Annotated in this window: 21 protein-coding genes; 11 read left to right on the forward strand and 10 right to left on the reverse strand. The window is 55.2% G+C overall.

The features are described from left to right. Positions 1-2: 2 nt before the first annotated feature. The 11 genes from H3L93_RS03550 (at position 3) to gltS (ending at position 7,641) form a co-directional block, all read left to right on the forward strand. Positions 3-395 carry a PilZ domain-containing protein gene (locus H3L93_RS03550; RefSeq protein ID WP_003796837.1) on the forward strand — a complete coding sequence of 131 codons (393 nt, stop codon included), beginning with the start codon at positions 3-5 and terminating at the stop codon, positions 393-395. Positions 396-415: 20 nt separating this feature from the next. Continuing rightward, positions 416-568, forward strand: a complete 153-nt coding sequence (locus tag H3L93_RS03555) for a hypothetical protein (protein ID WP_003796836.1) — start codon at positions 416-418, stop codon at positions 566-568. 73 nt (positions 569-641) lie between these two features. Beyond that, positions 642-1,421 carry a TatD family hydrolase gene (locus tag H3L93_RS03560; RefSeq protein WP_003796835.1) on the forward strand — a complete coding sequence of 260 codons (780 nt, stop codon included), beginning with the start codon at positions 642-644 and terminating at the stop codon, positions 1,419-1,421. An 87-nt stretch (positions 1,422-1,508) separates the two neighbouring features. After that, positions 1,509-1,970, forward strand: a complete 462-nt coding sequence (locus H3L93_RS03565) for a hypothetical protein (protein WP_003796833.1) — start codon at positions 1,509-1,511, stop codon at positions 1,968-1,970. A gap of 45 nt (positions 1,971-2,015) precedes the next feature. After that, the gene (locus tag H3L93_RS03570; protein ID WP_003796830.1) at positions 2,016-2,444 is read left to right on the forward strand and encodes a hypothetical protein; all 429 of its coding nucleotides are present in this window, start codon (positions 2,016-2,018) and stop codon (positions 2,442-2,444) included. A 58-nt stretch (positions 2,445-2,502) separates the two neighbouring features. Continuing rightward, a complete protein-coding gene (gene nagZ / locus H3L93_RS03575) occupies positions 2,503-3,582 on the forward strand; it encodes a beta-N-acetylhexosaminidase (RefSeq protein ID WP_003796828.1) in 1,080 nt (359 codons plus the stop codon). 403 nt (positions 3,583-3,985) lie between these two features. Then, on the forward strand, positions 3,986-4,525 hold the full coding sequence (locus H3L93_RS03580; RefSeq protein WP_003796824.1) for an NUDIX hydrolase: 540 nt from the start codon (positions 3,986-3,988) through the stop codon (positions 4,523-4,525). A gap of 285 nt (positions 4,526-4,810) precedes the next feature. Beyond that, positions 4,811-5,263, forward strand: a complete 453-nt coding sequence (locus H3L93_RS03585; RefSeq protein WP_003796820.1) for a macro domain-containing protein — start codon at positions 4,811-4,813, stop codon at positions 5,261-5,263. 38 nt (positions 5,264-5,301) lie between these two features. Further along, entirely contained in the window at positions 5,302-6,060 is a 759-nt protein-coding gene (gene gloB, locus H3L93_RS03590; RefSeq protein ID WP_003796817.1) for a hydroxyacylglutathione hydrolase, read from the forward strand. Between the two features lie 16 nt (positions 6,061-6,076). Beyond that, entirely contained in the window at positions 6,077-6,223 is a 147-nt protein-coding gene (locus H3L93_RS03595) for a hypothetical protein (RefSeq protein WP_003796816.1), read from the forward strand. A gap of 188 nt (positions 6,224-6,411) precedes the next feature. Then, positions 6,412-7,641, forward strand: a complete 1,230-nt coding sequence (gene gltS, locus H3L93_RS03600; RefSeq protein ID WP_003796814.1) for a sodium/glutamate symporter — start codon at positions 6,412-6,414, stop codon at positions 7,639-7,641. Positions 7,642-7,782: 141 nt separating this feature from the next. Here gltS and H3L93_RS03605 read toward each other — a convergent pair whose 3' ends face one another. The 10 genes from H3L93_RS03605 to H3L93_RS03650 all read right to left on the reverse strand — a co-directional run bounded on the left by H3L93_RS03605 (position 7,783) and on the right by H3L93_RS03650 (position 17,244). Further along, a complete protein-coding gene (locus H3L93_RS03605) occupies positions 7,783-8,151 on the reverse strand; it encodes a hypothetical protein (RefSeq protein WP_040558696.1) in 369 nt (122 codons plus the stop codon). Positions 8,152-8,283: 132 nt separating this feature from the next. Beyond that, positions 8,284-8,610 carry a rhodanese-like domain-containing protein gene (locus tag H3L93_RS03610; protein ID WP_246314012.1) on the reverse strand — a complete coding sequence of 109 codons (327 nt, stop codon included), beginning with the start codon at positions 8,608-8,610 and terminating at the stop codon, positions 8,284-8,286. A gap of 268 nt (positions 8,611-8,878) precedes the next feature. Next, positions 8,879-9,622: a 3-oxoacyl-ACP reductase FabG gene (gene fabG, locus H3L93_RS03615; protein WP_003796807.1), complete on the reverse strand. Its 744-nt coding sequence runs from the start codon at positions 9,620-9,622 to the stop codon at positions 8,879-8,881. Between the two features lie 137 nt (positions 9,623-9,759). Next, a complete protein-coding gene (locus H3L93_RS03620; RefSeq protein WP_003796803.1) occupies positions 9,760-10,806 on the reverse strand; it encodes a WaaS/CpsH family glycosyltransferase in 1,047 nt (348 codons plus the stop codon). Then, a complete protein-coding gene (locus tag H3L93_RS03625; RefSeq protein WP_003796801.1) occupies positions 10,803-11,870 on the reverse strand; it encodes a WaaS/CpsH family glycosyltransferase in 1,068 nt (355 codons plus the stop codon). Before H3L93_RS03625 ends, H3L93_RS03620 begins: the two co-directional genes overlap by 4 nt. Continuing rightward, complete coding sequence (locus tag H3L93_RS03630; protein ID WP_040558693.1) at positions 11,867-12,919, reverse strand: WaaS/CpsH family glycosyltransferase; 1,053 nt, start codon at positions 12,917-12,919, stop codon at positions 11,867-11,869. Before H3L93_RS03630 ends, H3L93_RS03625 begins: the two co-directional genes overlap by 4 nt. 234 nt (positions 12,920-13,153) lie before the next feature. After that, positions 13,154-14,176 carry a WaaS/CpsH family glycosyltransferase gene (locus H3L93_RS03635; RefSeq protein WP_003796795.1) on the reverse strand — a complete coding sequence of 341 codons (1,023 nt, stop codon included), beginning with the start codon at positions 14,174-14,176 and terminating at the stop codon, positions 13,154-13,156. Between the two features lie 4 nt (positions 14,177-14,180). Then, positions 14,181-15,263: a glycosyltransferase family 9 protein gene (locus H3L93_RS03640; RefSeq protein ID WP_003796793.1), complete on the reverse strand. Its 1,083-nt coding sequence runs from the start codon at positions 15,261-15,263 to the stop codon at positions 14,181-14,183. Between the two features lie 18 nt (positions 15,264-15,281). Continuing rightward, positions 15,282-16,211: an ACP S-malonyltransferase gene (gene fabD, locus H3L93_RS03645; RefSeq protein WP_003796791.1), complete on the reverse strand. Its 930-nt coding sequence runs from the start codon at positions 16,209-16,211 to the stop codon at positions 15,282-15,284. Between the two features lie 280 nt (positions 16,212-16,491). Continuing rightward, a complete protein-coding gene (locus H3L93_RS03650) occupies positions 16,492-17,244 on the reverse strand; it encodes a phosphatase PAP2 family protein (protein WP_040558692.1) in 753 nt (250 codons plus the stop codon). Positions 17,245-17,314: the final 70 nt, after the last annotated feature.

The raw sequence follows: 17,314 nt of genomic DNA on the forward strand, positions 1-17,314 counted from the left end.
CCATGAGTTCAGCTCCACAACCCTCTACCCAACCCGCCGCAACGCAAGGCGCGCCGGGGCGCATACTGCAACTGCGCTTGGAAAGCAAACCGATTATCTACGCCAGCTATATGTCGTTCTTGGAATACGGCGGCGTGTTTATACCCAGCAATGATAAATTCCACATGGGCGAAGAAGTGCTGCTGGTGTTGGAATTGGTGGGTCCCGCCAAAACCGAAAAATTGTTTATTAAAACCAATGTTTGCTGGATTAACGCCAACCCCAGCGGCAGCGGTCGCCCCAAAGGCGTGGGCTTGGCGTTTGGCTCGGACGAATCGGGCTTAAAAGCCAAAACCTTGTTTGAAAACATATTAACAGGCTTGCTGCACAACGAACGCCCCACTTATACGATGTAAAACAGATTTTCAGGCTGCCCATGCAATCAATAGGCAGCCTGAAAATTATGTGGATTGCGCCAACATGGTTTCAGGCTGCCTCAACCTACTGCTTTATCCGCCCGCAAACGCGTTGCGCCGCGTACCACGCTGGTGTAGCCCAACCGCCCACGCCTTGTGGTTACCAACACTAGGCTTCCCCCTTTTCAGGCTGCCTCAACCCCAACAGTTCAGCGCAGCGCAAACTTTCCCATCATTCCAAACACCATGCACCTGATAGATTCCCATTGCCACATCAATTTCCCTGACTTTGCCGACCGCATCCCCGAGCTGTTGGCGAACATGGCGCAAAACCAAGTTGCCCAAGCCCTTGCCATCAGTGTGAGCCGCGAAACCTTTGCCGAAGTGTTCGCGCTTGCCGAGACGCACGACAACATCTACGCCAGCGTGGGCGTGCATCCCGATAGCGAAACCGCCGCCGAGTTTTCCGAAGACGAATTGGTGCAACACGCCACGCATCCCAAAGTGGTCGGCATCGGCGAAACGGGGCTGGACTACCACTGGTGCAGCGGCGATTTGGCGTGGCAGCACAACCGTTTTATCACCCATATTCAGGCGGCCAAGCGCGCGCAAGTGCCGCTGATTGTGCACACGCGCGATGCCGCCGCCGACACGCTGCGCATTCTGCGCGAGACGCAAGCCGAAAAAATCCTGATTCATTGTTTTACCGAAGACACCGCCTTTGCCCAAGCCGTGCTGGATATGGGCGGCTACATTTCGTTTTCGGGCATACTCACGTTTAAGAACGCCAAAGCCATTCAGGCAGCCGCGCAATATTGCCCGCTGGATCGCATTTTGGTGGAAACCGATTCGCCGTATCTTGCGCCCGTGCCGTATCGCGGCAAGCAAAACCAGCCCGCCTATGTGCGCCACACCGCCGAATTTCTCGCCCAACTGCGCGGCGACACGCTGGACAACATCGCGGCGGCGACCACGGCGAATTTTTATCGCTTGTTCAGCAAAGTGAAGCCGATTGAGGCAGCCTGAAAATGGAGCGTCGTCGGCTCGGCGACAGCATTGGGCTAGGCGCATAGCCTGTTCAATACACTCATTGGCAACGCCATTGCCGCTTGATTGGATTACGTTACTGTGTTTCAGGCTGCCATTTATGTTTTGCCAAAAGGTAGCCTGAAACGCCGTTGCTTCAATATACCCAAACCAGTATCCGCAATCCAAGTCCACAAAGGCAGCCTGAAAATGAAACCCGCTCCCATCCTAGCCACGCTGCTCGCCGCCTGCGGCATCGCCCCGCAAACCGCGCAACCGCAAAATTTCAGCGCATTGCGCGTACAAGTTGCCAACACGCCCGACGGCAGCATCATCACGCTCACGGGGCTGCTTAACGACAGCGCGCTCGGCATCCGCAATGTACGCATCAGCAGCGACCGCCAACAGCAAACCGCCCGCATCATCGTGCAAAAAAAACTAGCCAGCAGCCAGCACACAGGGCAGCTTAACGCCCGCTTCGTGCTAGACCACCCTGTTGAACGCATCCAATTTGGCGCAGACCAGCAAACCATTTGGACAGCGGATTAAGTTTTCAGGCTGTCTGCCAAACCCAGAAATACCCATAAGCATAATATGACTCCCACCCAAGCCCGCGCCCTCCTGCGCATCCACGCCTGCGAAGACCAAGCCACCACCGCCGAAAACAGCTTCCTGCGCAGCCTGCGCCCGTTTTCAGGCAGCCTGAAAACACAACATTTCCATGAAATCATCGCCGCCGTGCGCGTGCTGGCGGCAGACTTCGGCGCACAGCAGCCCAGCCACGAAACCGTGAGCCTGTTTTACAGCATCATCTATTGCGCCCGCGCATGGGGGCTGAGTCCGCAAGGCATGCTGCAAACGAACGCCCTGCTCACGCCCGAACAAACCGCCACGCTCGCCGCATGGGTGGAAATCATGGAAGAGACGCTGTACTACCTGCTGCAAGGCTGCGCCGAAGAAGCCTTCACCGCCTACGAAAACTACTGCGCCGAACATCCCGAGCATACGCCGCAGGTAAAATAATCCCGTTCAGGCAGCCTGAAAAACCGTCCAACCTAACCCCATACCAGAAAGTCCCACCATGCCCCCTTCTATTCCGCGCGGCGCCATCATGGCAGACATCGCCGCCCACACGCTCAGCGACGACGACCGCCAACGCCTGCTAGACCCCGCCATCGGCGGCATCATCCTGTTCCGCCGCAATTACCAAAACCCCGAGCAGCTCGCCGAGCTGTGCCGCCAAATCAAAACCCTGCGCCAGCCCGAACTCATCATCGCCGTCGACCACGAAGGCGGACGCGTGCAACGCTTTATCAACGGTTTCACCCGCCTGCCTGCCATGCGCACGCTGGGCGAAATATGGGACGCGCAAAGCCCCGAAGCCGCGCAATCAGCCGCCGAACAAATCGGCTGGGTGCTCGCCACCGAGCTGGTTGCCTGTGGCGTGGATTTGTCGTTCACACCCGTACTGGATTTGGATTGGGAACGCTGCCCCGTGATTGGCAACCGCAGCCTGCACAGGCAGCCTGAAACCGTTACCGCGCTGGCGCTGGCGCTGCAACGCGGCTTAAACCGCGGCGGCATGAAAAGCTGCGGCAAGCATTTCCCCGGGCATGGTTTTGTGTCGGGTGACAGCCATCTCACCCTGCCGCGCGACGAACGCACATGGGACGCGCTGCAAGATGACCTTGCCCCCTTTGCCGCGCTGGCGACGCAAGGCATGGCGGCCGTGATGCCCGCCCATGTTGTCTATCAAAATATTGACCCCCAGCCCGCAGGTTTTTCTGCCTATTGGCTGCAAACCGTGTTGCGCGAGCAGCTGCGCTTTGATGGCGTGATTTTTTCCGACGACATGACCATGGAAGGCGCGGTGAGCGCAGGCAGCATCAGCCAACGCTGCCAACTTGCCTTTGCCGCAGGCTGCGACATCGCCCTTGTGTGCAACCGCCCCGATTTAGTGGACGAGCTACGCGCCGACTTCACGCAGCCTGAAAATCCCCACCTTGCCGCGCGTTGGCAAAACATGGCCGCCAGCCAAACGCCCGAGCAAGCCCAAGCCACGATGCAAACCGCCGAGTTTCAGGCTGCCCAACGGCTCGCCACCCAACTTGCCACGCCGCAAGACATCGCTAGCGGCGTGCAAGTGGGTGAGGCGTGTTAAGCTCAATCTGATTTCAGGCTGCCTTTTGGTTACGGTCATACCGTTTTCAGGCTGCCTCAATAGTAGGGCGTGTAAACTTGTTCACGCACCGTTTAGCAACGTTCAATAGCGTGCCTATTGATGTTGTTTGCTGAAACGTTTTCAGGCTGCCACCTTTGCGCAAGCCCTGAGGCAGCCTAAAATCCAAAATGCAGCGGCAATGGCTCGTCGCCAAATGCTTTATCCGACAGGACTTGATTGATTAAAAAATGTCGGCGGGCTGCCGACGCTCCATCGGTTGTGCGTTTTGCAAAGATTTCAGGCTGCCTTGTCAGCCGCAAACAGAACGTGGCGTCTTGCCGCCACACCCACGCCCCACAGCCCTAGCATTTCAGGCTGCCCCAACCACCCCAAAGGAACAACCATGAACCTCACCGAAACCCCCATCAGCAGCACCCCGATTGACCACAGCAGCTTCCTCAAAATCAACCGCGACCAAGTGCGGCTGCCCAACGGCAACGTGCACACCCGCATCGTGGTGCGCCACCCTGGGGCAGCCTGCGTGCTTGCCACCACGCCCGATAACCGCGTGGTGCTCGTGCGCCAATGGCGATACGCCGCCAACCAAGCCACGCTGGAAATCCCCGCCGGCAAGCTGGACGAAGGCGAAGACCCCGCCGTGTGCGCCTTGCGCGAACTGGGCGAAGAAACCCCTTACACCGCCGAGCGCGTGGAAAAAATCCTAGACTTTTTCAGCGCACCAGGCTTCTGCGACGAAGTGCTGCACCTCTACCGCGCCCGCAACATCACGCCCACCAGCAGCCTGCAACCCGACGAAGACGAACTGGTGGAAACCGAGCTTTACAGCCGCGCGCAAATCCGCAGCCTGCTCGCCGAGGGCGCGTTTAAAGACGGCAAAACCCTAATTGCCTTGCAATATTGGCTGTTGAACGAAGCGGAATAAACGCCCGCCCGCCGCGCATTTAATATAGGCAGCCTGCGTAGCGAAGCGGATTTGCGAAGCTAAAACCATATTGCCGGTTTCAGGCTGCCTTAATGGCGCGGCAACGGCTCATCGTCTCAACCTATCCCAATAAACCGCGCGGGCGGGCAAAACATCCACAAAACGACAACCCCGCCAACGTAAACACGCTTCCCCCATCGCCAAGGCAGCCTGAAACCGGCAATATGGTTTTAGCTTCGCAAATCCGCTTCGCTATGCAGGTTGCCTCATCCAAGGAGCCCCGCCATGCAAACCCGTTCAGGCGACCTAATCGCCCTCGCCCTCGCAGGCGAATTTGATGTCATCGTCCACGGCTGCAACTGCCAGCACACCATGGGCGCAGGCATCGCCAAGCAAATCAAAGCCCACTTCCCCGCCGCCTACGCCGCCGATTGCGCCACGCCCAAAGGCGCAAGCAAACTCGGGCAAATCAGCAGCGCGCAAGTGGAAGCCAATGGGCGCACGTTCATCATCGTCAATGCCTACACACAAAACCACTGGCGCGGCAAAGGCATCCTTGCCGATTACGCCGCCATCCGCGCCGCCATGCGCCAAGTGAAAGCGCAATTTGCAGGCAAGCGCATCGGTTATCCCAAAATCGGCGCAGGCTTGGCACGCGGCGACTGGGCAACCATCGCCCAAATCATTGACGAAGAATTGGCAGGCGAACAGCACACGCTGGTGGTGTACGAACCTTAACCGCCTGCCGCATCCCATCCGATTTCAAAATCCCACTTATGCCAACCATCACCCCAACCATTACACCCATTCCCGCCTACACCGACAACTACATCTGGCTCATCCGGCAACACGACCAAGCCGTCTGCATCGACCCCGGCGAAGCCGCCCCCGTGCTGGATTATCTGCACGCGCACGGCGTAACCCTCGCCCAAATCTGGATAACCCACGCCCACGGCGACCACACCGCAGGCATCGCCGAGCTGAAACAACACTTTTCAGGCTGCCCTGTTTACGGCGCGGAAGACATCCCGCAAGCCACCCGCATCGTGCGCGAGGGCGACAGCATCGCATGGCAAAACCACCGCGCCCACGTGTGGCACACCGCAGGACACACCGCCCGCCACCGCTGCTATCTGCTCAACAACCAACACCTGTTCACCGGCGACACCCTGTTTGCCGCAGGCTGCGGGCGCGTGTTCCCCGACAGCCGCCCACAATGGCTGTACCACAGCCTGCAACGCATTTTCAGGCTGCCCGATGCCACCCGACTCTATCCCGCCCACGAATACACTGCCGCCAACCTGCGCTTCGCCGCCCACATAGAACCCGACAACCCCCACATCATCGCCGCGCAGCAACGCGCGCAAACGATTCCCACGCTGCCCGTAACCCTAGCCCGCGAAAAGCAAACCAACCCCTTTTTGCGCGTGCACCTGCCCGCCGTGCAACAACGCATCCGCCAGCTTACTCAGCAAACATACGACAGCGACGAAGATTATTTCGTTGCCCTGCGCGAACTCAAAAACCGGTTTTAAAACGCAGCAAAATAGGGTGCGTTTGCTGCGGCAGCCTGAAAAGCAAACCCATCATAAGAACACCGCCGCCTTGCGTTTTCAGGCTGCCCTTATCCGCGCGAAACAGCGTTTTTCAACCAAAAATCCCGCCGATTTCATCAAATTTCGCTTTGCCGTCCTGTAATCAAAGAACAAAACGCTAAAATTTAGCCCCCGCACGGCGTAATCAAACAAGCCTCGCAATAAACCATTCTTCGCATATTTTGACAAATTTTAACAAACCGCCTATTATTTCGCCTTTCCTATGCGTTTCAGGCTGCCTAAGCGCCGCCAAAACGCAGCGTCCAACCACATATAATAAGAGGGAGCATTATGGAACCCATCCAACTCAACGCTTATTACACTCTAATCGCCGCCACCATCGTGTTGCTGATAGGGCGTTTAATCGTACAAAAAGTTAAATTTTTCAGAGACTTCAATATCCCAGCCCCCGTGGTCGGCGGTCTGCTGGTGGCCGCCGTGTTTACCACCTTGTATTACACCACCGGCGTCACCTTCACTTTTGAAGCATCATTACAATCCACCTTTATGCTGGTGTTTTTCTCGTCCATCGGCTTATCCGCCGACTTTTCCCGCCTCAAACAAGGCGGTTTCCCGCTGGTTGCCTTTCTGATTATCGTCAGCATCTTTATTTTGGTGCAAAACTTCGTGGGCATCGGCTTGGCAACCGCGCTGGGGCAAAACCCGCTCATCGGCTTGATTACAGGCTCCATCACGCTCACAGGCGGACACGGCACAGGCGCAGCCTACGGCGACACGCTTGCCACCAAATACGGCATCCAAGGTGCAGTGGAAATGGCGATGGTTTCCGCCACTTACGGCTTGGTGTCGGGCGGTTTGATTGGCGGCCCCGTTGCCCGCCGACTGGTGAACAAAATGGGCCGCCAGCCGATTGCCGAAACCAGCGATGACGACAACAGCAGCGACAGCTACGACGACAAAACCTTTGAAAAAGCCCATCGCCGCCGCCTGATTACCGCCGAATCCGCCGTGGAAACGATGGCGTTGTTCGCCGCCTGCCTTGCGTTCTCATCGTTTATGGTGGGCTACATGAAAGAAGTCGCGCCTGATTTCAAACTGCCGCAATTCGTGTGGGCATTGGGCTTCGGCGTGATTCTACGCAACGCGCTCACCGGCATTTTCCGCTTCAATATGTTTGACCGCGCCATCGATGTGTTCGGCAACGCTTCGCTGAGCTTGTTCCTTGCCATGGCGTTGATGAGCATGAAGCTCTGGCAGCTGGCGGGCATGGCAGGCCCGATGATGATTATCCTGCTGGTGCAAACCGTGGTGATGATTTTCTATGCCTACTTCGTAACCTTCCGCTTTATGGGCAAAGACTACGATGCCGCCATTCTGGCCGCAGGGCATTGCGGCTTTGGGCTGGGCGCAACGCCCACTGCCGTTGCCAACATGCAGTCGGTAACGGGCACGTTTGGCCCGTCGCACAAAGCGTTTTTGATTGTGCCGCTGGTGGGCGCGTTCTTCATCGACTTGATTAACGCCGCCATCCTAGACCGCATGATGGCGTTCTTCGGCTAATCCGTGCACTGCGTTTCAGGCTGCCTCAACCGCGTAGGATGAGGCAGCCTGAAAATATTTTAATCAACCTACCAAGATTTCAGGCTGCCCTACATCGCGTTAAGGCAGCCTGAAATCTTGTGGGGCGTTGTGTGCAGCGGGCTATCTTTGCCGCAGCAGCCATTGGTTATCCAGATGGTGAATCAGCCAAATCTTGCCGTCTCGGGACACATAGCCGCCTTTTGCCGTATCCATCAGAATCGGCTGCGGCAGCTTCGCCCAAAACAATTCTGCCGTTTGGCGGTCGCCCGACACAATGGCATACACCGCCAAGGTGGCGTTTTCGGGGTCGGGCAAACGAATATCCGCCACATCAAACACGCGCACGCAACGCTGTTGCAACCGCGAAAAGGTTTCGCCCGCGCTGGCGCGGCAGCCGTGCGCATCGGCATCGTTGCCCACCATGGGCGCGGAGTGGCAGGCAGACAGCGCGCCCGCGAGCAGGGCGGCGGTGGTGATTTTGTTTAGCATGGTTGTTCCTTGTGTGGGCAGCCTGAAAACGAGGGTAAGCATTTTCTACCTTGCGCGTTGCGCTGCGGCATACCCCTTTGTTTCCAAATCCAAGATTTGGACAAAGGGGCAAGGCTGCCTCTATCGCGCGATTTATTTCACGCCCTTGTTCAGCAAATCTTGATAACCGCCGTGGTTGGTTACATTGGTGTAGCCCAATTTTTTCAACTCTTGCAGCGCAACTTCGGCGCGTCGCCCCGAGCGGCAATACAGGTTTACAGGGGCGTTTTTATCGGGGCTGATGCGAGTGATTTGGCTGGCGATTTGCTCGTGTGGCACATTCACCGCGCCTTGCAAATGCCCTTCGTTAAATTCTTCGGGCGAGCGCACGTCAATCCACACGCCTTGAGCGCGGGCAGGTTGCTGCGCGGCGGTTTGGGCAGCGGTGGCAGCCGTTGCGGCGGCAGCGGCTTTTTTCATCGGCGCGGCTTTTTTGGCGTGGACAGCTTTTTTAGCAGGCGCGGCTTGGCTGGCAAAGGGCGCGGCAATGGCGGCGGCAATCAGCGCGAGGTTGAGCAGTTTTTTCATGGCAATTCCTTTCGGTTAAAAAGTGGGATAAACCCGCGCAGATGGCGGGAATAGGATTTTCAGGCTGCCTATTGTTATCCAAAGGCAGCCTGAAAACGGTGGGCATTGTAGCGATGCGCTGGGGCAATGATTAGCTTTTTTGTCTCAAATCATGGCGTTATTAAGGCATCAGCATCCCGCCGTTCACATGCAGCGTTTGCCCTGTGATGTAACACGCTTGGTCGGAAGCCAAAAACAGCACGGCATCGGCGATATCTTGTGGCGTGCCAAAGCAGCCGAGCGCGGTTTGCGCTTCAAACGCCTTGCGCGTTTCTTCGGGCAGGGCGCGGGTCATATCGGTGTCAATGAAACCGGGGGCAACGCAGTTCACCGTGATGCCACGGCTGCCCACTTCGCGCGCCAGCGATTTGCTAAACCCTTGCAGGGCGGCTTTGGCGGCGGCGTAGTTAGTTTGCCCTGCGTTGCCCATTGTGCCGACCACGGAGGTGATGGTAATGATGCGCCCCGCGCGTTGTTTCATCATGCCGCGCAACACGGCTTTGGACGCGCGATAAACGGATTTGAGGTTCACGTTCATAATCTCGTCCCATTCTTCTTCTTTCATGCGCATCAACAGGTTGTCGCGCGTGATGCCCGCGTTGTTCACCAAAATATCCAGTTTGCCGAATTCTTTTTCCACGTCGGCAATCAGCGCTTCCACGCTGTCGGGCGTGGCGGCGTTGAGCGTGCGCCCTGTGCCGTTCCACGGGGCGAGGCGTTGGGCAATGGCGCTTGCGCCGCTTTCGCTGGTGGCGGTGCCGATAACGGTGGCACCTGCTTGGGCGAGGGTGTCGGCAATCGCCGCGCCGATGCCGCGCGACGCGCCTGTTACGAGGGCGATTTTTCCTGCAAGTGATGTAGTCATGGGGAAGTCCTTATGGTTGGTTGGAAAACGGAGGCAGCCTGTGTCGCGAAGCGGAGTTGCGAAACTAAAATAGGTTTCTGCACCATTGAAAAGGTGCAAACAAGGGTTTCAGGCTGCCTATTTGGATTTGCTTGCTATTATGGCTTGGGCAGCGTGATTTTCTGATGCGGTTCAATATCCAGCATATAGCGTATCCAGTTGCCGAAGCTGTATTTTTGCACAATATCGTCGGGCAATGGCTGATACGGTTGCTGCATCCATTCCAGCATGCCATCAAAATTCATGCCGTCCCACACAAAAATATTCTCGGGGCGATAAAAATCATACAGCTTGATTTTGGGATTGGTGGTAATCAGCTTTTTGCGATAAATCATCGCTTCAAACGGGCGAAACGATAAGCCGTTGTGAATGGGGTTTAAGAAATCCAACACCATGCGGCTATCTTGCAATGCCGTTAAATTTTCTAAAAATGTTTTCCCGATTGCCAACAGCTTGATGGATGGGCTGGGATAGTGTTCACGAAACTGCTCTTTTTCCTGATGCGAGGTGGGCGCAATGCTGAAATCCAGCTTTAAGCCATGCTGTTCTGCAAAATCTACAAAATTCGTAATCATTGCCACGCGCTCGGCAGAATGCGCGCCCACAAAGTAGCAATCGTATTGCGGCGGGTTAAGTGGGAAGGCGAGGCAATCAAAATAGAAATTGGTGGTGGGCAAAAAGCGCGGGTTGTTTTGCCAATCGGCGGTGTCAAACACAAAAAAGCGGTCAAAAAACTCGGTGCGCTGCCAAATGGCGGGGAAACGTGCCATGCCGTCCCATTGGTAGGCAACCATGCTTTTTTGCACGTTGTTTTTAACGGCGGCTATGGTGTCTTGGTCGTGCAAATCGGCACGAATAAACAGCGCGTAATCTACTTTGCCGATGTTGCGGATGTGGTTTAAAAAATTGGCTTTGAAAACTTGTTGTTTTAATTGTTCTTTAAAGCGATTTTTATCGCGCAAGATAATTTTGTGAAATTTGGCTTTTAACCGCGCCCATAGCGAGGGATAACGGAACTTGCCGCGTTGCTGGGCAAAATTTAAATAGATGACTTCAAAGCCATAATGCGCGAGGTTGCGCTCCACCAAGCGATAAATTTCTACATCGGCTGGCATGGCAAGCATAATTTTGGGTTTTGTATTCATGGTTTGCTGTTGGGAAGGGTGATTTTCTGATGCGGTTCAATATCCAGCATATAGCGTATCCAGTTGCCGAAGCTGTATTTTTCGCGGATGGCGGGGTCGATTTCCTGATAGGGCGCGGCGATGAATTCGTCTAAGCCGTCAAACGTTTCGCCGTCCCAGATAAAGATGTTGTTGGGGTGGTAGAAGTCGTATTTGGTGGTTTCGGGATTGGTGGTGATGAGTTTTTTGCGGTAGCCCAGCGCTTCAAATGGGCGAAAAGACATGCCTTTGTGGTCCGGGTTTTTGAAATCCAGCAGGATGCGGCTGTGCATCACGCCGAGCAGGTTGTCGCGGAAATCTTTGCTTTGGCGGATGGGGTGGATGAAAGGATGAGGATAGAGCGTGCTGTGTTCTGCCACGCCGCCGTCGTGGATGTGGTAAATGGCAAAATCGGTTTTTAGCCCTTTTTGTTCAGCGTATTGGGCAAAGCGCACGAGAGCGTTGTTGCGGTTTAGCCCCGGCCAGTGGATGCCTGTGAAATAAACATCGGATTGGATTTCGCTGATTTCGGGCATTTTGTCAAACCAGAAATTGGTGGCGGGCAGCGTGGTTAAGCCGTTGTGTTCGCCCACGTCGGCGGGGTCAAAAACGTAGTTAATATCAAAGCAATGCAGTTTGTTGAGAATTTCGCCAAAGCGTTCTAGCCCGTCCCATTGGTAGTTAATCATTTTGCCGCGTGTTTTGCTGCGGATAAGTTGCAAGGTGGCTTCGTCATAGATGTCGCCGCGAATAAATAGGGCGTGTTCGGCGTGGTTTTGTTGGATGATTTGGATGATGGCTTGTTTGTCGTGTTCAATTTGTTTGAGGTTGTTGGCACTGATAACGTGGAGTTTGGCTTCTTTGTCGCGCAGGATTTTTTTGCGGTATTTGATGTGGATTTTTTCGCGGAAGGTGGGATGGCGGAAGATGTCGTTGTTGTCGGAGAAACTTAAATCGCACACGGTAAAGCCGTGCGCTTCTAGATGCTGGGCGATAAGTTTGTAGATGCCGTTGGTGGTGGGCATGGCGAGAAATAGCGTGCTCATGGGTTTGCGAGATTTGGTAGGGTGATTGGTGTATTGGGTTCTATGTTGAAAACGTAGTTTATCCAGTTTTCAAAGCTGTATTGGTGTTTGATGTGCTGAGGCAGCCTGAAATAGGGTTTTTTTAGAAATTCTATCAGTTCTGCGTGGTTGTTGCCTGTCCATACGAGGATGTTATCGGGGTGGTAGAAATCGTAGTGGACGATGGTGGGGTTGGTGGTAATGAGCTTTTTTTCAAAGCCGATGGCTTCAAAGATGCGCAGCGATAGCCCGTAGTGTTTGGTGTTCAAAAAATCAACCAATACGCCTGCTTTTTGGGTGAGCAATAGGTTTTCGCGGTAGGGCAGGGCGTCTTGGTAGGGGAAGTATTGTATATCAGTTAGCCCTAGCTCGGCGCGGGCTTGGTCTAAATTTTTGGCGGCGATGCGAAAGTCAATTGGCAGCCCGAGTTGCTTGGCGGCTTGATAGAAGGCGCGGATGTCGGCAACGCGTTCTTTGTGGTGGGTGCCGATGAAAAAAAGGCTGTGGTTGTTTTCGTTGCTTTCGGGCAGGCAGTCAAAATAGAAGCTGGTGATGGGCACGAGTTTTTCGGCGTATTCGGGACGCTTGCCGATGTCGTAGGGGTCAAAAAACATGAATTTGTCAAAATAGCGGATTTTGTAAAATTCGTGTTCTAGAAATTCTAGGGTTTCCCAGTTGTAGTGCACCATCAGGCGGCTTTTGTCGCGCAGGGTTTGCATGAAGCTGCTGGGGAATACGCCAGGCCAAATCATAAAGCAGTAGTCGGCTTGCCCTTGGATGCGGTTAAGTTTTTGTTGGAACTCGGGCAGGTAGGGTTTGAACAGTTGTTCTTTTTTGTATTCGCGCTGGCGCAGGAGGTTGCGGTAGAACAGTTTTTTGAGGCGTTGCCAGAGGCTGGTATAGACGAATTTTTGTTCTTCGTAGATAAATTCAACGACTTCAAAGCCGTGGTGGCGCAGGTTTTCGGCGACGACTTGGTAGATGTTGAAAATGGGGGGCATGGCGAGGAGGACGGTTTTTTTGGCTTGCATGGTGTTTTTTGGGGGATGAAGTGGTTTTCAGGCTGCCTTTTATGTTTTCAGGCTGAAATTTTTGCAAAATCTGCAACCGATGGAGCGTCGGCGGCTCACCGACATATTGGTAAACCAGTAAGCAATGCTTGGTTTAATCTGCCATTTGGCGGCGAGCTGCCACCATTCCGTTTTCAGGCTGCCTTTTGGGTTTAGTGTTATTGAAGTTCGTGTTACTTGTTTTCAGGCTGCCTTTTAGGGCTGGGGCAGGGTGATGGGTTGGTGGGAGCGGATATTTAACACATAGCGTATCCAGTTGCCGAAGCTGTATTTTTCGTGGATGGCGGGGTCTATTTCTTGGTAGGGGCTAGCGATGAATTCGTCCAAGCCGTCAAGCGTTTCGCCGTCCCAGATAAAAATGTTGCTGGGGTGGTAGAAGTCGTATTTTTTCACTTCGGCGTTGGTGGTGATGAGTTTTTTGCGGTAGCCGATGGCTTCAAAGGTGCGCAGCGACAGCCCTTTATGGGTGCTGATGACGAAGTCGGCGAGGATGCGGCTGCTGCGGGCGTAGTCTAGGTTTTGTTGGTAGCTGATGCCGTTGTGGAATTGGATGTTGTTCACGGGGTAGTGTTGTTCTATGTTTTGCGCGCCATCGCGGGCGATTTGGAAGTTGAGTGGCCAGCCTACTTGCTGGGCGTGTTGGCAAAATTGGACGATGGGGGCGATGCGGTCGCTGCGGTGTGCGCCGAGAAAGTAGATGCTGGGGTGGGTGGTTTGCGCGGGGGGCAGGTGATCAAAATAGAAGCTGGTGGCGGGCAGTAGTTTGGGGTTTTGGGCGATGTCGTTGGGGTCAAAGGCGTAGAAGCGGTCAAACAGGGCGATTTGGCTTTGGGCGGCGGCAAAGCGTGCCATGCCGTCCCATTGGTAGTTCACCATTTGGCGGCTTTTTTGTTTGACTTGGCGCAGGAAGTGTTCGGGGTAGATATCGGAGCGGATGAATAGGGCGTGGTCGTAGCGGGGGTGTTGGGCAAGGAGGGCGGCGATTTGGTGTTGTTTTTGCGCGATGATGTAGTCGCGTTTGGCGTGTGGGTTGCCGAGCAGTTTTTGCGCTTGTACGCGCAGTCTTGCTAATAGGTTGGGATAGCGGAAGGTTAGGGTGTCTAGCGAGTGGTCAATCACGGTGAAGCCGTGGTAGGCAAGGCATTGGGCGACGATTTCGGCGATGCCTGCGTCGTTTATCATGCCGAGGAATAGGGTGGGCTGGGTGGGCGTATTCATGATTTCAGGCTGCCTCTGTTGATATAGAAATGATGTTTTGCAAGGCGGCAATCATTTGCGCGGGGGTGATTTCTTGGATGTGTTGGTTAAACCAGATGATTTGGGCGTTTTCGCTTTTGGGATACCAGTTGGCGTAGTTTTGCGCGTCTTGGCGGTATAGGCCGATGATGGGTTTGTCCAGCGCGGTGGCGATGTGGATGATTGCGGTGTCGGGGGTTAAAACGGCTTGGGCGTGGCGGATGAGGGCGATGCTGTCGTGGATGGTTTGGGTGTGCGGATAGAGCGTGGCGTTGGGGTGTTGTTGGCAAAGGGTGGCTAGGCTGGGGGTGATTTCGGGGTAGGTGAGCAGGATGAATTTTTGCGCGGGAAAGGCAGCCTGAAAAGCGGTCAGCGCGCGCGCGATGGCATCCAAGCCGAATCGGCGCGAATTGGCTGCGCCGAAGAAGTTGAGCGCGATGTAGTCTTGCCAACCGTTTTGCTGCAAGAATGTTTGCACGGCGGCTTCGGATGCGGGGTTGGTGGGCAGCTCGGGCTGGGTGTTGATGCGGTCAAAGCCGAGCAGGCGCAGGGCTTGGGCATAGACATCGGCGAAGTGTTGTTGGCTGTTTTGGATGTTGTGGGTAAACAGTCGGTAGTCGGCTTTGTTCAGCCCAACGTAGTATTTCGTGTTTAACGTGCGCAGCAGCAGCAAATCGCGCGGACGCAGCGACAGCGTGGGGTCTATCACGGCGTCGTATCGCCCAGCCAGCGACTTGCCAACTTGGTAATAGCTGATCGTGGATTTGGGCTGAACTTCGTGCAACGCATCAATATGCGGATTTTTTTCAAACAGTTGCCGATTTTTCGCGCTGCAAATCACGCCGATTTGAATGGCGGGATTGGCTTTTTTGATTTCGCGAAAGGCAAACGAGCTAACGATGTAATCGCCGATTTTGCCGTCTTGGCGCAAAAACAAAATGGCGCGCAAATTTTGCGGATTGGGCGCGAGCGCGGCTTGGGGTGCGCGGTCTAGCCACATTTTGCACACCAGCAGCCGCGCGTTGCGCCAATCGGTTTTGAGTTGTTTGAAGCGTTGCTTAAACGACATTTTCAGGCTGCCTCATATTTATGAATGGGCGGCGATAAAGTCTTGCACGGCTTGTTGCGACACCAGCGCGGCGCATTCCATGTTTTTGTCGGCGCGCTTGGCAAGCCCTGCCAGCACTTTGCCTGGGCTGCATTCGGCAGATTGGGTGATGCTTTCGCGCACCAAAAGCTGCACGGTTTCTGTCCAACGCACGGGGCTGTATAGCTGGCGCACCAGCGCGTCTTTGATTTGGGCGACATCGTTGTAAGCAGCGACATCGGCGTTGTGAATCACGCGGATTTCAGGCTGCCGCAACGCCACATCTTGCAGGGCGACAGCGAGTTTTTCGGCGGCGGGCTTCATCAGGCGGCAATGCGAGGGCACAGACACGGGCAGCGGCAAGGCGCGTTTTGCGCCCGCTTCTTTGGCGGCGGCCATCGCGCGTTCCACAGCGGCGGCGTTGCCCGCAATCACCACTTGCCCCACGGAATTGAAATTCACGGCTTCGCACACGTCGCCTTGCTCGGCGGCGGCGCAGATTTGGCGCACTTGTTCGTCGTCCAAGCCTAAAATCGCCGCCATCGCGCCCACGCCTTGCGGCACGGCGGTTTGCATCAGTTCGGCACGCAGGCGCACCAATTTAACGGCATCGGCAAAATTCAGGCTGCCTGCGGCAACCAGCGCGGTGTATTCGCCCAAGCTGTGCCCCGCCACCACGCCGGGGGCTTTGCCGCCTGCGGCAAGATAGGCGCGATAGGTTGCCACGCCTGCGGTGAGCATTAGGGGCTGGGTGTTTACGGTTTGGCTGATAAGGTCGGCATCGCTGCCGTTCATCATTGCCCAGAGGTCTTGATTGAGCGCGGCGGAGGCTTCGTCAAACGTGGCTTTCACTTCGGCGATGCCGTCAAAACCGTTCATCATATTGAGGCTTTGTGAGCCTTGTCCTGCGAAAAAGAAGGCGAAATTCATGGGGTGTCCTTGTTATATAGATGGAAAAAGGTGGCGAATTATAGCAAATTGGTTATAGCAGATTGGGTTTTCAGGCTGCCTTGGGGGCATAAGGGATAGGCAGCCTGAAATTTTTGCAAAATCTGTAACCGATGGAGCGTCGGCGGCTCGCCGACATTTTGAAAAATCAGTAATGCTATGTTTAATAAGCAATTTGGCGACGAGCCATCGCCGCTCCATTTTAGGCCTCAGGCTGCCTTGGGGGATTTTAAACAGACTATAAGACAGCCTGAAAAGGGATTTAGGCGTGTTTAGGCTGTCCAAAGCGGCTGTGCCAATAGGGCAGGGCGTAGCGGAAGATACCGATAACCCACGCCCACACCATCAGCGTGGCGGCGAACAAATCCACAGGAAAATGCGCGCCCAGTTTCACGCGGCTGTATAACACGCTCGCAGCCCACGCGGCGACGAGTACGCGGGCAATCAGGCGGGCAGGGTTGCGCCAATTTTGCGTGAAGCCGACCACCAGCAAAAGCCACGCCACGGAGAAGGTGGTATGCCCCGATGGGAAGGAGTAGCCCAGCTCGCTTTGTTGATAATCGGCGAGGATTTGCTCATCGGGAGTGTGCGCGGTTTGGGCGATGAGTGCGCGTTTTTGCGGTTTTTTCATGGCGTAAAAGCCTGCGGGGGTGATGTGTTGCTGTTGCGCCAGTTGCACCACATAGGGGCGCGGTTCTTGGAAGAGGGTTTTTGCGCCTGTTTTAATGGCTTGCGTGCCCACAACGGCGCAGATGCACACGGCGATGACGGTGAGCGGGCGATATTGCTTGCGCACAAAATAGGCGAGGATAAGGGTAAACACGATGGCAAAGCCGATGGCGTAGGGCTGGCTGCCGCCTGTTTCGGTGAGCAGGATAAGGGCGCGGTTGAGTTCGGGTGTTTGGCTGCTTTGGGCGAGTGTCCATGTGTAGCCTGTTGCCCAGAAGCCGATGGGGATGAGCAGCATCAGCAGCGTGTAAAGCGTGAGCGAGATATTGGGATTGGGGTGTTTCATAAGGCGGCCTGAAAATGGGGTGAGGGTGTTTTCAGGCTGCCTATTACGGATTGAAACGCGCGGCGCGAAG

It is taken from the genome of Kingella oralis, assembly GCF_014054985.1.
Classification (GTDB): Bacteria; Pseudomonadota; Gammaproteobacteria; order Burkholderiales; family Neisseriaceae; genus Kingella_B; species Kingella_B oralis.